This is a genomic window from Klebsiella sp. CB_Kp196, from assembly GCF_040061575.1.
In the GTDB taxonomy this organism is placed as follows: domain Bacteria; phylum Pseudomonadota; class Gammaproteobacteria; order Enterobacterales; family Enterobacteriaceae; genus Klebsiella; species Klebsiella michiganensis.
Map to the genome: position 1 here is coordinate 47,664 of NZ_JBEAFH010000061.1, position 12,729 is coordinate 60,392.

Below are 12,729 nucleotides of genomic sequence, written 5' to 3' on the forward strand. Positions count from 1 at the left end.
AAATGCGTAAGGCTATGTCATTAGTGATTAGAAACGCAGGCGGCGGTAGACAATTTGACCGTTGCATAAGGTAGCGCAGTTATCGATATAACGGTCACCTTCGAGTTTGACCCCGTGGGTATCTTCAAAAATGACGTTCTCTTTTCGCAGCTTAACAATGGAAATATCAGCAAAAGCGCCGGGCGCCAGGGTACCAATTTGTCCCTGCATTTTCATTAAGCGGGCCGGCGTGGCGGTTACCGCGCGAACGATATCGAAGAAGGACATTCCCATGTTGAGATATTTCGACATGACGTGGAGCAGACTGTAGACCTTATCCGTCCGTAAGCTATTTCTCAGGGTGAGATCGGTGCTGATGATATCGGGATAAAATCCCTGCTCCATGGCGGTTCTGGCAACGTGAAAATCAAAGTGGGCCACGCCGTTTGAACAGTCGAAGATAACCCCTCTGGTCTGCGCCTCTTTTATTGCCGCATAGACCTCGCCCTGTTCATCGAGAATCGAGTGGCCGGTACCGTGGAAGCAGTGGGCGTAAATATCATCGGCATTAAAATAGCGGATCAGTTCATCGGCGCAGAGAAGAGAGTCCGTGACGTGAACGCAAATCGTGGTATCCAGTTTACGCGCCAGGGAGACGGTAGAGAGAAGAGGGTCGCTGGCGTACTGTTTCCCTTTGGCGATATCCTGGCTGTAGCGTAGTTTCAATCCCAGAATATTGTCTCTGTTGCTATTCAGCGTTTGGGCGATTTTCTCCTCGTTGTAATTCGCCGGATTGGTATTTTCCAGATACCCGGTCGGCCCGCCCCCGAGGGTGGAAAGCCCGACGTTGACCACGTTCAAATAGCTTTTGATTTTCACCATGGCAGGATGAATCACGCTATTGCGAAAAAGCTGATAATTCACCCAGCCGCTGCTGCCGGCATCGACCATGCTGGTGACCCCGTTGGGCAAGCATACGATGTCAGGGTTGACGCTGATGGCAGTCCCGCCGTGAAAAACATGACCATGGAAGTCGATTAAGCCAGGCAGCACGATACAACCCGCGGCATCAATCACCGTTTCGGCCTGCAAATCGTCAACGGTATTTAAGTCCACGATGCGATCGCCGATAACGCCAATATTACGATTAATATAATCATGACCTTCGAGATCGGCGACCAGACCGTTTTTAATCAGAATATCCAGTTTCATTTTATGCTCCTGTTAAATGCCGATAAACTTCCAGTAAGGAATACCGATCAGGAAGAAGATTAATACGTTGACCACCACCATGATGGTGCCCAACATCCAGAACGTTTTTTGCGGGACGTAGCCGCTGGAGAACGTAAATACGCCCGCGCCGTTGCCGTAGTGCGTCAGCAGTGCGCCATAGCCTGCGGAGAAAGCCAGAGAAAGCGCCACGTACATCGGGTGCGCCTGGGTCGTCATTCCCAGGGTAAAGAGTACCGGATAGAAAGAGACGACGAACGCGCTGTTCGAGACAAAGAAATAGCGGACGGCAAGGCTGATAAAGACCAGCACGGCAATCGCGCTGATTTCATTGAGATGCGACAGGTCGAGATAGTTTTTGATAACGTCCACCAGAAAGACGTAGAACCCGCCTTTTGATAGGGCAACCGCACAGCCATAAAACGCGCCATACCAGACGAAGGTCTGCCAGGCCGATTTTTCGCTCACCACGTCATTCCAGCTCAGCACGCCGAAAAGCAGCAGACAGGCGAGGAACGCCAGGCCGACGGGAATAAAGGCGATGCCGGTGATGGAACCCGTCATCCAGCCGAGCACGCCCAGGACAAAGAACACGATCAGCAGCTTCTCTTCACGTTTTACCGGACCCAGCTCACGCAAGCCCTTCTCGGCAATTTCATTGACGTTATCGATAACTTTCAGTTCCGGCGCGTAGATTTTATACAGTATCCACGGCGCGAGCAGCAGCACCAGTCCGGCTGGCACCACGGCGGCTTTAAACCAGGTCATCCATTCGAGATTCACCTTCATGATCTCGTTGGCCAGCGAGACGGTAATTGAGTTGGTCGCCATCCCCGTCAGAAACAGGCTGGAGGTTCCCATTGAGACGACGTACATCAGGATGGTCAGATAGGCGCCGATTTTGCGGCTACCGTCGTCGGGCTTCGAGCCCAGCGCTTCGGCGATGTTCCTGAAGATGGGATAGGTAATGCCTCCCGAACGGGACATATTTGAACCCGTTGCCGGGGCCAGTACGGTATCCGTCACCATCATCAAATAACCCAGGGTGAGGGTATTTTTTCCATAGCGTTTTAGCAGAAGATAGGCGATACGTTTACCCAGTCCGGTAATAACAAACGCTTTGCAAATAATAAAGGCGCTGATAATAAACCAGACCATAGGGCTGCCAAAACCGGCAAACAGGGGAGCGGGGTCGAGAACCAGAGAGGCAAACCCGAGAATAATCAGCATAATGACCGCATCGGTAAACGGGCGCAAAACCAGCCCGCACAGCATCGCCAGATAGATGCCAACCATATGCCAGGTCGGTGCGGAGACGCCTTCCGGGTGCGGTATTATCCAAAATAAAACGGGGAAAAAGATAATGGGCAAGAGTTTTAAATAAAGCATTTTTATTACCTTTGCTTTAAAGCCACGGCCCGTCAGGGCACCGCGGCCTGATATTATTTAATCAAATTAACGATACATGTCGTCGATAAACTCAACGCCGGTCTCATCCAGTGATTTTTTGACCCAAAGGCGATTCGCGGTGCCGTTTTTGGCGGCCTCTACTTTGCTGGCATCGAATTTTGCATACTCTTTGGCTTTATTCAGTACGGCTTCTGCGTCGCCGAGGGGAATAACAATCACGCCATCCGCATCGCCGACGATCAGGTCGCCCGGACAAACCGCGACGCCGCCAACGGCGATCGGCGTGTTTACCTCCCCTGGACCTTGTTTAAACGGGCCTGCCGGGTTGGAGCCGGTAGCGAACAGCGGAAAATCGAGAACCGACAGCGCATCGATATCGCGGATAGGCCCGTCCAGCACGATACCGGCGATTTTTTTCATGCAGTGGGCATAGGCCACCATGATTTCGCCCATTAATGCCCGCGAACGGTCGCCTTCGTTGGAGACGACAATCACATCGTTCTCACCCGCCATATCCAGCGCGGCGTGCAGCATCAGGTTATCGCCCGCGCGGACTTTCACGGTGATGGCGAACCCCGCCATAATCGGCTTTTTCGGCGAAGAGATACGTTTAATGCCGTTACCCAGAACGGCAATACGGTTCATGGTGTCAGCAATATTCGCCGCCGGGAGCTGTTCAAATTCTTTAAGAAGATCGACGCTGCAGGTCGGACGCTTTAAAAAAATACGGTTACCAATAGTCATTTTTTTCTCCTTAAAAACCCGGGACCGGCCAGGACGGTTTCTTACCGGATAAGACTTCATCAATGCCAATCGCGGAATGGAGCGAGGCTCTGTCGGTCGCTTCAATGGTGGCGGCGCCAATATGCGGGGCAATCACGATATTGCTTAGCGAGAAAATCGGGTCGTTGGCATCAAACGGCTCTTTCTTTAAAACATCCACGCCCGCCCCGGCGATAGCGTGGGTGCTCAAGGCGTGATACAGCGCTTTTTCATCAACCAGCTTTCCGCGTGCGGTATTAATGAAATAGGCGGTAGGCTTCATCATGGAAAACTGTTTCTCTCCGACAAAATCGGTGGTTTCCGCCGTCGTCGGACAGTGCAGAGAAACGAAGTCGCTCTCTTTGAAAATACGGTTAAAATCGTTGGTAAGCTCTACGCCTTCGGGGATCTGCTGCTGGGTTTTATACGGGTCATAGGCGATAACTTTCATATTAAAGCCATGCAGCGCTTTGATTGCCACGCGTGAACCGATATTCCCGACGCCAATTAAACCCAGCATTTTTCCATCCAGCTCCACTTTTGGCGTGCGCAGTTTTGCCCAGTAATAATCTTCAAGCATCTTTTCCTGTACCAGCTTGAAATTACGCGAGCAGTGCAGCATATAAAATATGGCCAGTTCGGCAACGGACATGCTGTTAGCAATTGGCGCATTTAATACGACGACGCCGTGACGTTTAGCCGACGCCAGATCGACCGTATCGTAACCGGCACCGTGACGCGCAACGACTTTCAGCTTTTTAGCCGCTTCAAATACGCGGTCGGACATTTTTGAAAGGCGGACGATAATACCGTCGCAATCGACGATGTCGCGAATGATATCTTCTTCTTCCATCCCTGAGCCGTTAATCAGTTGATAACCGCGGCTTTCCAGATATTCTCTCCCTTCTGCCATGATTTCCTGCGGGAGTAAAATTTTGTACGTCATTTAACTATCTCCAGTGTTGATTACGTGGAGGTAATTGCATGGCGTGTGCCATACATTCATGCAAGATGAATGTTTTTTGTAATGCTTTGATATGTATGTGTATTTTGTTTTTGTGGTCAACGAGTTGTGGTGATGTTCTTCACATACCTGAACGCCGAAGTGAGGTCGGTTATTTAATTATGAAATGGCTGAAATGCATAATTAAATGTGCGAATGGCGAGCTTCACACTTTATTTTATTTATATGCGGAGAGCATTTTCTTGTAGCGATTGACATTGCCCGGTGGACAACTTAAAACGTAAGCCAAAGGTTAATCTGGAGAGGTTTCGGCAATGAATAAATCACAGGTGGAGATATTCATGCTTATGGTTCGGGAGGGGAGTGTTCATTTTGTATCGCAGCGGCTGAGTATTGCGCCTTCGTTGATAACAACCAGCGTATGTGCGCTTGAAAATGAACTGGGTTTCAACCTGATTAAGCGCGGCAGGAATATCAGAAAAGTTATCTTAACGGAAAAAGGACACGCTTTTTATCGGCTTGCTCCAGAGTTACTGAGATTGCTTAATGCGATTGCGGATATTCGGGCGGGAATAAAACAGCCCGGCAAGTCCTTCCCGCCGGGCAAAATAATCAGTTCAGCCCCAGGAAATACTGGGCAATTTTGAAGTAGATAATCAGTCCGGTACCGTCGATAAGGGTGGCGATAAACGGCGCTGAAACTACAGCCGGGTCGATGCCGACGCGTTTGAGCGTCAGGGGGATCACCGAAGACACCACCGCGCTCCACAGGGTAATGCATACCAGCGTCAGGCTGACAATCAGGGTGATCTCCATGCCGATGCCCATCATCCAGGCGCGCAGGCAGCCCGCCAGGCCGAGCGTAATGGCAATCAGCAGCGAGGTTGAGACCTCTTTACGGATTACGCGCCCCATATCGCGCAGCCGCACCTCGCCGAGCGCCATGGAACGCACGAGGGTGGAGGTGATCTGCGTTCCGCTATTGCCGCCGGTACCAATCAACAGCGGAATGAAAAAGGCCAGCGCAATCGCCGACTCCAGCGCTTCCTCAAAATGCTGTAACACGCTGCTGGTATAGGCTTCGGCGACAAACAGCAGCAGCAGCCATACCGAACGTTTTTTCCACAGCGCCCACGGGCTGGTTTCCAGGTAGGGCTTTTCCAGCGGCAGCGTCGCGCCCTGACGCTGAGCATCCTCGGTCACGTCATCTTCCAGCAGATGCGCGATCTCTTTTTCCATCAGGCAGCCGACCAGCTCGCCCTTTTCGACCACCGGCACGAGGTCGAGCCCGCGCTCGGCCAGCTCGGCGACCACCTGCGGCCGCGGGTCGTCAGGCCTGACGCGAAACAGGCAGCTATCCATTAAATAACGAATGGACTGGGCGGTATCGCTCTCCTGCAGCAGCTTTTTAATCGATAAACTGCCGCGCAGTTTTTTCCCGGCGACGACAAAAACCTGGCCGGGGATCTCATCGCTGGCCAGCTGAGAAACGAACAGCTCACGCGCTTCATGAACGCTGAAATGTTCCGGCAGGGTAATGAAATCGGTACGCATGTACTGGGCGATCGCGTCGCCGTCGAACGCTGCGGTAGCCTGATGTGCGGCGCACAGTTGAATGGAAGACATGGTGTAATTCCCTATAAAAAATCACTCATAGGGGCGAACAAGACAGGATGAGCACAGGCAGATCCCTACGTCCTGGTTTTAGCACTGCACAACGTATCTGCCCGGCATGAACGCCGTCAGAAGTTACCTTGGCAACACCTTGATTCGATGGAAGCCTGTATTTCCCTGAGTGGTCTCTCTCGATACCAACAGGGCGGTAACTTATGTTTATGCAGGAGCCTCGCCATAACGAGATCGTTAAATGAGGCCTGATTATTCGCGAAGAGAGATGATTAACCAAGCATATAATTCATGTGGTTTATTAATTGTTGAGAAAAGGCGAAAGTTTATTGCGATCAGGGCGATACAGGGATTTTTCCCTCTTAGGGTGAACAAAATTTTTTCAAACTATACTTAGCAATGGATGCGTTATAAATGCTATTTCCCGCGAGATTGTTGGTTGAAAAAACTGAGGTGACCCATCGTATAAGCGATATTTAAGAGGAACGCTGTTATGTTGAAAAACAGGATTAATCTTCAGGTTATTATCTGGACGACGCTCATTGGAGGGTTCATCAGCTCTCTGGTGAAGTCGGGAACGGAAGCTAATATGCCGCCCCGCGTGGCGGGCGAGATATCGCCCCCGGCGGCGCATATCGACGCCTGGCTCGGCTGGCTTGGCATTAATTCACACTCGCTGGACTACGTTTATCAGGGGGTGACAATCCCCGGCGCCGTCATGCTTTACCACTGGCTGTTCAGCTTTGCTTTTGCCTTTCTCTATGTCTTTATTTCCGCATACTGGCCGAAAATCCGGCTTTGGTACGGCGCGGCCTATGGTCTGATTATTACTCTCGTTATGCACGGCTTCCTCATTCCCGCGCTGGGCTTCAGGCATCCCGCCTATTTAAACGGGGAAACCGGGTGGCTGTGGAACCTGAATGGCTACGAGCTGTGGAGCGAAACCCTCGGACATATTTGCTGGTCGTTTTCGATTGAAATCAGCATGATTGCCGTTCTTGCCCTGCTGGCAAAACCGATACGAGGCGCATGGGCCAACGAGTCGCCATAATGGCGTTAGTCCCGATCGCGCGTTAAAGAGTCATTTATCGCATCCCACGGCTATGAGTGGGGTGACTCCTTCTCCGTTGGCAAACACTGCAAATGGCCGTGGCGCACGCCGCGCTGGGCGATAACGTCATCGGCAAAATGCTGAACGTCGCCCATATCGCCTTTCAGCACGGCGATTTCCAGACAGTCGTCATGGTTGATATGTACGTGGAGGGTGGCGACGGAGAGGTCGTGGTGGTGATGCTGGGTGGAAACTAAACGGCTGGCTAAATCGCGCTTCTCATGTTCATAAACATAGGAGAGTACCGCGAAGCCCTGGGTGCCGTGCTCCTGAGCGCTTTCCTGGGCCAGCGCGCCGCGCAGAATATCGCGGATGGCTTCGGAGCGATTATGATAGCCGCGGCGCTGGCTCAGGCTATCCAGCGTGTCGAGTAAATCGTCATCAAGAGTAATCGTGATACGTTGCATCTGTTTTAAACCTTATTACGGCGCACGGGAAAGGCGGGAAGTACCGCATTTTGTAACACGCGACCGGCGTGGGAAGAAAACGTTAATTTGTCGCCCACGACCTGCGTCTCAACGATTTGCCCCTCATCCATCACCATCACCCGCTGGCAAAAACGCTCCACCAGACGTAAGTCGTGGGTGATGAACAGACAGGCGGTGCCAAACTGTCGCTGGAGCTTTTTGAGCAGACCAATGACGCCCGCCTGGAGCACCAGGTCGAGGTTAGACACCGCCTCATCAAGGATCAGCAGCTGCGGCTCAACCGACAGCGCGCGCGCCAGGCAGACGCGCTGCAGCTGTCCGCCGCTCAGCTGAGGGGGGCGCTTATCGAGCACGCTATTATCGAGATCCACCGCCCTGAGCATGTCGCTTGCCCGGGCCAGCTGTTCCGCTTTCGTCAATGACAGCAGATGTCGCATGGGTTCACGCAAAATCTCGCGTACCGTTTTACGCGGATTCACCGCGCTGATGGCGTCCTGAAACACCATCTGAATATCCCGACGGAACGCCTTTTGCTTAGCGTGATTGAGCCGAGAGAGCGGTTCTCCCCGCCAGCAGACGCTGCCCTGAGTGGGGGATTCCAGGCCAACGAGCAGGCGCGCCAGGGTGCTTTTCCCGCAGCCGCTGCGTCCCAGCAGGGCAACGGTTTCACCGCTTTTCAGCGCCAAAGAGACCTCTTTTAGCACCGTTGAATCGGTATATTGATGGGTTATCGCGGATACGCTCAGTAATGTCATCAGGCCAGCTCCAGTCCGTAGAGGGCGAGATGCGCCGCCACCAGGCTGCGGGTGATGCTGTGCTGCGGAGCGTTGAACAGGCTTTCGACATCCCCCTGTTCCACAATGCAGCCGCTATCCATCACCGCCACATCGTCCGCCAGCCGCGCCACGACGCCCATATCGTGAGTGACCAGCAGCATCCCGGGCCCGCGGTTTTGCATAACACCTGCCAGCAGATCGAGAATGCGCGCCTGGGCCACGGCGTCCAGGTCGGTGGTGGGTTCATCGGCAATGATAAACGGCGCCTCGCACAGCAGCGCCATGGCAATCATCATCCGCTGCAGCATGCCGCCGCTCATCTCGAACGGATAAAGCTTCAGGACGCGCTGCGCCTCCTCCAGCCCAACGGCTTCCAGTACCGCCGTAAGCGTGGCGTCGTCTGCGGGTTTACCCAATGCCCGGCAGGTTTCCCGCGCGTGGGTCGCCATGGTGTGCAGCGGATTAAAGGCGCTGCGCGGGTTCTGCATAATGGTGGCGATTTTGCTGCCGCGCAGCTCGCCAGGGGAGACCGGCTGGCCGTCGGCGAGGATCATCCCCGCCGTTTGCCGTACGCCGGGAGGCAAAATGCCCAGCGCCGCCGCGCAGGTTAGCGATTTTCCGCTGCCGCTGCCGCCAACCAGCGCCAGCACGCGCCCGCGTTTGAGCGTCAATGATACGCCGTGCACCAGCGGACGCTCGGCCTGTAAGACGATGTTTTGCAGTGTAATTTGTTGCGGCATTAGTGGGCGTGCTCCGCGATCAGATGAGGATCCAGGCGATCGCGCAGCGCGTCGCCCACCATATTGAAGGCCATGACGGTGATAAACAGCGCCAGTCCCGGCCAGAACATTTGCAGCGGCTGGGTCCAGATATACTGGCGGGCGTCGTTAATCATCACCCCCCACTCGGCGGTTGGCGCGGTGACGCCGAGGCCGAGAAACGACATCCCGGCGACGTGCAGCATCATATGCCCGATATCCAGGGTCGCCAGCACCAGCAGCGACGGAATGACCGCGCCGGCCAGATGGTCGACGAATACCCGCACGTGTCCCGCGCCGGAAAGTCGCGCGGCGAGCACAAATTCGCGCTGGCGCAGGGAGATTGTCAGGCTGCGCACCATCCGCGCATACCACGCCCAGTGCGACAGGGCGATGGCGATAATTACGTTGGTCAGCCCGGTTCCCAGTACCCCCACCATAAAGAAAGAGAGGATTGAGGTCGGGAAGGTCATAAACAGATCCACGACGCGCATGGTGGCCTGATCGACGCGGCCGCCGATAAGCCCGGCGCAGCCCCCGACGAGGAGTCCCAGCGCCAGCACCAGCAGCAGGCAGGCCATCACCGAGCCGAGCGATACGCGGGTCGCCGCCAGCAGACGCGAGAAGATATCGCGCCCCAGATGATCGGTACCGAGCCAGTGCTGGCTGCCGGGCGGCAGAAGGCGCGAAGGCAGATCGATCGCCTGCGGATCGTACGGCAGCCACCACTGGCTGGTGAGCGCAATGACCGCCAGCAGGGCGATGATAAGCAAAGAAATGCGGACGGACCCGCGTGAAGAGAGGAAAAAGTTCACGAGCGCGCTCCTTCATGGCGGCGAATGCGCGGGTCCAGCGCGGCGTTCAGCAGATCAACCATCAGGTTACAGACCACAAAAACGATCACCATCATCAGGGTGAAACACTGAATCACCGGATAATCGCGATTAAAAATCGCCGAGACGGCGTAGCGGCCCACGCCGGGCCAGGCAAAGATATTCTCGATAATCATCGTGCCGCCAATCAGCTCGCCGATATGCATCCCCACGGCGGTAATCATCGGCAGCGAGGCGTTGCGCAGAATATGGCGGCGCTCGGTTTGCCTGTCGTTCAGGCCGCGCAGTCTGGCCCAGGTTACGTGACGCTGCCCGGCGACTTCCAGCATGCTGGCGCGCAGCAGGCGGGCGTTGATCGCCAGCGACATAAAGGCGATCGACACCGCCGGCAGAATGATGTGCTGCCAGCCGCCATAGCCCATCGCCGGTAGCCATTGCAGATAAACCGAAAAGAACATCACCAGCAGGAAAGCCAGCCAGAAGTTGGGCATCGACACGCCGAGAAAAGCGATGATCCGCACAATAAAATCCGGCAGACGGTCGCGGTGCCGCGCCGCCCAGATGCCCAGCGGCACGGAGGTGAGGAGGATCAGCACCAGCGCGGCGCCGGCCAGCTGCAGCGTGGCGGGCAGAAAGCTCAGCATGTCATCCAGCACCGGACGCTGGGTGGCGAACGAAACGCCAAAATCCAGATGCAGCGCCTGCCACAGCCAGCTGCCGTACTGGACGATAAGCGGCCGCTCCAGCCCCAGCATCGCGCGGGTTGAGGCCACCATCTCCGGCGTCGGCGGCAGGTTTGACAGGCGCAAATAGTCCAGCGCCGGGTCACCGGTGCCCAGGCGCAGCATTAAAAAGATAATCACCGAGGCGGCGAAGATCATCGGTATCAGCAGCGCGACCCGCCGCATCGCGTAACGTAACATCAGGGTTTCACCGGCTTAATCTGTTCAAACGGAATTTCAGACGCGATGGGCGCGTAGGGAATCGCCCCCAGCTCCGGTCTGGCGACCACCATCATCGAGACGTAGCTGATGGGCAGATAGACCGCATCGTTGTGCAGTCGGGTCAGCAGGTCTTTGTACAGCGCCTGACGCCGCGTTTCATCGGTGGTTTTCAGCACCTCGCCGATTTCTTTATCAATAATCGGTTTGTCGGCTAATCCCTGCTGCGCCTGAAAATCGGCGTGCGACGGTACGCGCATCGAACTCATAAAAGCGTGCGGATCGTAGGGGGCGCCCCAGGTACGGTTGAAAATCATGCCGAAGCGACCATCGCGCTGGCGGGCATAAATACTGCTCTCTTCCTCGCCGACCAGCGCCACGTCCACGCCAACCTGGCGCATATCGGCCTGAATGATTTCCGCCATCGATTTGCTTAGCGCGTCGGTACCGATAAACGACAGCTCAACGCGCAGCGGCAGGCCGTTTTTCTCGCGAATATCCTTACCCGCAGGCAGGACCCAGCCCGCGTTTTCCAGCAGCGCCTTCGCCTGCTGCGGATCGTACCGGCGCGGCGTCAGGCCAATATCGGCATAGGGCACGGTGGGGGCGAACAGCGTATCGGCCACCTGCTGAGTGCCGTACAGGGCGTTATCAATCAGCGATTTTTTATTCACCGCAAAGTTCAGCGCTTCGCGTACCGCTAGCTCGTTGGTGGGGGCTTTGGCGGAGTTCAGCGCCAGCATCACCGTCTCTATCGGGCGGGAAAGCTGGGTACGGTAGGCCGGGTTGTGGCTGAAGCGGTCGAAGGTGTCGAGCGGCAGCAGCCCTTCGTTGCCGTAGAGCAGGTCAATATCGCCGGTTTCAAAGGCCACCGCGCGGGTCGTCGGGTCCGGGATCACCTTGACGGTAATTTTTTCAATCTGCGGCTTTTCGCCCCAGTAGCGCTCGTTACGCACCAGCACGTCGTACTGATTGAGTTTTGATTCCTTCAGCACCCACGGACCGGTGCCAATCGGCGCTTTAATGCCGTGCAGGGTCTCATTGTCTTTGAACTGCGACGGGGCGATAAAGCGGAAAGGGCGCGGCAGCGCCAGCTCCTGTAAGAACGGGTAATAGGCGCTTTTCAGGGTGATTTGCAGCTGGTTTTTGTCGAGCGCGTTGACCTCGACGATCTGATTGACCAGCTCCAGCCAGGCGTGGCGCTGGCGGTTATCGAGCACCACGCGGAAGTTCTCCGCGGCGGCATGGGCGTCAAACGCTTCGCCGTTGGAAAATGTCACGTCATCGCGCAGGGTGAAGGTCCAGACTTTGCCGTCCGCCGAGTGGGTCCAGCTTTTTGCCAGCCAGGGTTTTACCGAGCCATCCGCCTGATACTTTACCAGCGGCTCATAGACCATGCTCTGGGCGTACATCTGGTTGGGCGTATAGAGGTGCGGGTTGAGCGGCCCCACGTTGACCGGCCAGGCGGTGGTGATTTCATTGGACGCGGCGCAGGCCAGCAACGGGGCGCAGGCGAATAGCGCCAGCAGGGTGGTGCGGATAATAGACAAGGCTTTTTCTCAGCGACAGGAAAGTATGACGATTTTAATGATTCATCATACTTTCGGCGTAAGCTGGATCAATATCGGGCCTGAAAGTATAAGAAAACGGTATATCTCTTTTGGCTGTATGAGTTTACGAACCCGCCTGCAGCCCGGCTAAACGCAGCGCAAGCCGGGAAGCATCAGCTTCGGCACATTTCCCGGAGGCGATGCTGCGCATCTGTCCGGGCTACCGGCTCGCAGACGGCGGGGAACCTGTAGCCCGGGCAAGGCGCGTTAAGCGCCGCCCCCGGGAGCAGCGCGCAGAGAGGCTGAATTTCCCGGAGGCGATGCTGCGCATCTGTCCGGGCTACCGGCTCGCAGACGGCGG

Annotated in this window: 13 protein-coding genes and 1 riboswitch; of the genes, 2 read left to right on the top strand and 11 right to left on the bottom strand. The window is 55.5% G+C overall.

What is annotated here, in order from left to right:
• Positions 1–27 precede the first annotated feature (27 nt).
• The 4 genes from ABLU87_RS22625 to ABLU87_RS22640 all read right to left on the bottom strand — a co-directional run bounded on the left by ABLU87_RS22625 (position 28) and on the right by ABLU87_RS22640 (position 4,327).
• Positions 28–1,191: a metallo-dependent hydrolase gene (locus ABLU87_RS22625; RefSeq protein ID WP_047722840.1), complete on the bottom strand. Its 1,164-nt coding sequence runs from the start codon at positions 1,189–1,191 to the stop codon at positions 28–30.
• A 12-nt stretch (positions 1,192–1,203) separates the two neighbouring features.
• Entirely contained in the window at positions 1,204–2,598 is a 1,395-nt protein-coding gene (locus tag ABLU87_RS22630) for a DASS family sodium-coupled anion symporter (protein ID WP_004126262.1), read from the bottom strand.
• Between the two features lie 66 nt (positions 2,599–2,664).
• The gene (locus ABLU87_RS22635) at positions 2,665–3,363 is read right to left on the bottom strand and encodes an RraA family protein (protein WP_047722841.1); all 699 of its coding nucleotides are present in this window, start codon (positions 3,361–3,363) and stop codon (positions 2,665–2,667) included.
• A gap of 10 nt (positions 3,364–3,373) precedes the next feature.
• Entirely contained in the window at positions 3,374–4,327 is a 954-nt protein-coding gene (locus tag ABLU87_RS22640; protein WP_122116809.1) for a hydroxyacid dehydrogenase, read from the bottom strand.
• Positions 4,328–4,659: 332 nt separating this feature from the next.
• On the opposite strand from ABLU87_RS22640, the gene ABLU87_RS22645 reads away from it, so the two are divergent.
• Positions 4,660–4,992: a LysR family transcriptional regulator gene (locus ABLU87_RS22645; RefSeq protein ID WP_049080823.1), complete on the top strand. Its 333-nt coding sequence runs from the start codon at positions 4,660–4,662 to the stop codon at positions 4,990–4,992.
• On the opposite strand, the gene ABLU87_RS22650 is transcribed toward ABLU87_RS22645, so the two are convergent.
• Positions 4,958–5,971 (bottom strand): magnesium transporter, encoded by a 1,014-nt coding sequence (locus ABLU87_RS22650; protein WP_004855147.1) that lies wholly within the window; start codon positions 5,969–5,971, stop codon positions 4,958–4,960. The genes ABLU87_RS22645 and ABLU87_RS22650 overlap by 35 nt on opposite strands.
• Before the next feature lie 56 nt (positions 5,972–6,027).
• Positions 6,028–6,211: riboswitch (M-box (ykoK) riboswitch) on the bottom strand.
• A 253-nt stretch (positions 6,212–6,464) separates the two neighbouring features.
• Here ABLU87_RS22650 and ABLU87_RS22655 point away from each other — a divergent pair.
• A complete protein-coding gene (locus ABLU87_RS22655; protein WP_025106835.1) occupies positions 6,465–7,022 on the top strand; it encodes a DUF1440 domain-containing protein in 558 nt (185 codons plus the stop codon).
• A 50-nt stretch (positions 7,023–7,072) separates the two neighbouring features.
• Here the strand turns inward: ABLU87_RS22655 and nikR are convergent, their stop codons facing one another.
• The 6 genes from nikR to nikA are packed head-to-tail and all read right to left on the bottom strand — an operon-like array spanning position 7,073 to position 12,368.
• Positions 7,073–7,489, bottom strand: coding sequence for a nickel-responsive transcriptional regulator NikR (gene nikR / locus ABLU87_RS22660; protein ID WP_025106836.1), 417 nt, complete (start codon positions 7,487–7,489; stop codon positions 7,073–7,075).
• 5 nt (positions 7,490–7,494) lie between these two features.
• Complete coding sequence (nikE, locus tag ABLU87_RS22665) at positions 7,495–8,265, bottom strand: nickel import ATP-binding protein NikE (RefSeq protein ID WP_064378246.1); 771 nt, start codon at positions 8,263–8,265, stop codon at positions 7,495–7,497.
• The gene (gene nikD, locus ABLU87_RS22670) at positions 8,265–9,026 is read right to left on the bottom strand and encodes a nickel import ATP-binding protein NikD (RefSeq protein WP_014227131.1); all 762 of its coding nucleotides are present in this window, start codon (positions 9,024–9,026) and stop codon (positions 8,265–8,267) included. The genes nikE and nikD overlap by 1 nt, the downstream gene beginning before the upstream one ends.
• Positions 9,026–9,859: a nickel ABC transporter permease subunit NikC gene (nikC, locus tag ABLU87_RS22675; protein ID WP_196942106.1), complete on the bottom strand. Its 834-nt coding sequence runs from the start codon at positions 9,857–9,859 to the stop codon at positions 9,026–9,028. Before nikC ends, nikD begins: the two co-directional genes overlap by 1 nt.
• Positions 9,856–10,800 carry a nickel ABC transporter permease subunit NikB gene (gene nikB, locus ABLU87_RS22680; RefSeq protein WP_032751595.1) on the bottom strand — a complete coding sequence of 315 codons (945 nt, stop codon included), beginning with the start codon at positions 10,798–10,800 and terminating at the stop codon, positions 9,856–9,858. Before nikB ends, nikC begins: the two co-directional genes overlap by 4 nt.
• Positions 10,800–12,368, bottom strand: a complete 1,569-nt coding sequence (gene nikA, locus ABLU87_RS22685; RefSeq protein ID WP_049102076.1) for a nickel ABC transporter substrate-binding protein — start codon at positions 12,366–12,368, stop codon at positions 10,800–10,802. The genes nikB and nikA overlap by 1 nt, the downstream gene beginning before the upstream one ends.
• Positions 12,369–12,729: the final 361 nt, after the last annotated feature.